Below are 1,518 nucleotides of genomic sequence, written 5' to 3'. Positions count from 1 at the left end.
ATGTTTGGGAGAAATATCGGACCCAGGAAGAACGGGATTTTCTCCCTCGGATAGAGCAGCAGCATGGCGCCCATTGCGCCGGAGATGGCTCCCGAGGCACCGATTATAAGCACAAAGGAGCCCCAGTTCAACAGTGACTCGGCCACCACTCCTACGATGCCGGCGATGAAGTAGACCGTCGCGAACCTGATCTTGCCGATACGGTCCTCCAGCTGAACTCCTATCAAGTAGAGGAAGAGCATGTTGAAGAGTATGTGCCAGATATCCCCGTGTACGAACATCTGGGTGAATATTGTGTATATGTTCTCCCCCGTCTGCAGGTATACGGGCCTGAACCCTAGGTCGAATTGCACCTGGTAGGCGCCGCTCCACGGCGAGATTATCGTGAGCATGAACACCAGGAGGTTGGCCATGATCAGCACGGGAACCAGATCCACTTTCTTCCAGAACCCGAAGATCAACGAGCCCACTATCACCGCAATGGCCAAGATGGAGAAGATGTCCAATAGTTCACCGAGAGGGGCTTAAGGTCTTATGCCATGAAATCAGTTTCGTCCCAACCGAGATCGTTCTTAGATTGAGGTGATGGCACGAGATACGACCCCTCCCTCCTAATCAACGAATGTGACGAGGTCTACAGGCCCGACGATGACACCTTTCTCCTCTTGGAATGCGTGGAGGTCTCAAAGGGTGATAGCGTACTGGAGGTAGGCTGCGGTACCGGGATCATATCCATCCATTGCGCTAGAAGCGGAGCCAAGGTCACAGCCGTGGACATCAATCCCAGGGCAGTGGAATGCACCCGGGAGAATGCCAAGCTAAACGGCATAGACATCGTGGTGCTTTCATCGGACCTTTTCGAAGTGGTAGAGGGGAGGTTCGATCTCATCATTTTCAATCCACCTTATCTCCCGGTGAGTGAAGAGGGGGCTCTTGAGAAGGCTTGGGCAGGTGGTGAGGGGGGGATCAAGGTGGTGGACAAGTTCCTGGATGGTGTGATGGATCACCTCACGACCAATGGAAGAATGCTCCTACTGGTATCGTCCAAGATGGAACTCGATCAACTCTTCTCCAGACATGGGGGCTTCTCAAGAAGAACGATGGCAAACCGCGGGTTCTTCTTCGAGGAGCTTACAGTCTTGGAACTGAGACCTGTGGATCAGGTGTAGGTATCTAGTGCACTCCAGGGATTGGAAAAGGAGTTCGAAGACCATACCTCCTAGCTCAGAAGCTTGGATATCTCGGCCCTCAAGAGCTCGTTGGCCTTCTTTCCATCCACCTTGCCCTTGAGCTCCTCCATCACCACGCCCATTAGAGGCCCGACCGCCCCCGTTCCCTTATCGCGTACGAAGTCCTCTCTCTCCTTCACGATCCGGGCGATGATCTGCGAGGCATCCTGCTCGCCCATGCTCTCCAGGCCCAGTTCCTGTATCGCCTGGTCGATCGTCGAGCCTTTGGAAAGCATGCGGAACATATCAGGTAACGCTTCCTTGGCGTACTCCCCGTCCGCGAGGCGCG

General features: G+C 54.4%; 3 protein-coding genes. 1 reads left to right on the top strand and 2 read right to left on the bottom strand.

Going from position 1 to position 1,518, the window contains the following annotated elements; translation table 11 throughout:
- Positions 1-506, bottom strand: a 506-nt coding sequence (locus tag GKC03_10100) for a rhomboid family intramembrane serine protease (protein ID NYT12876.1), incomplete at its 3' end; no start/stop codon positions are given.
- 108 nt (positions 507-614) lie between these two features.
- On the opposite strand from GKC03_10100, the gene GKC03_10095 reads away from it, so the two are divergent.
- Positions 615-1,169, top strand: coding sequence for a methyltransferase (locus GKC03_10095; protein NYT12875.1), 555 nt, complete (start codon positions 615-617; stop codon positions 1,167-1,169).
- A gap of 50 nt (positions 1,170-1,219) precedes the next feature.
- Here the strand turns inward: GKC03_10095 and GKC03_10090 are convergent.
- Positions 1,220-1,518, bottom strand: a 299-nt coding sequence (locus tag GKC03_10090) for a GatB/YqeY domain-containing protein (GenBank protein ID NYT12874.1), incomplete at its 5' end; no start/stop codon positions are given.

This window comes from Methanomassiliicoccales archaeon, assembly GCA_013415695.1.
In the GTDB taxonomy this organism is placed as follows: Archaea; Thermoplasmatota; Thermoplasmata; order Methanomassiliicoccales; family JAAEEP01; genus JAAEEP01.
Note: the sequence above shows the minus strand (reverse complement) of the source record. Positions and strands in the feature narration are given on the sequence as shown.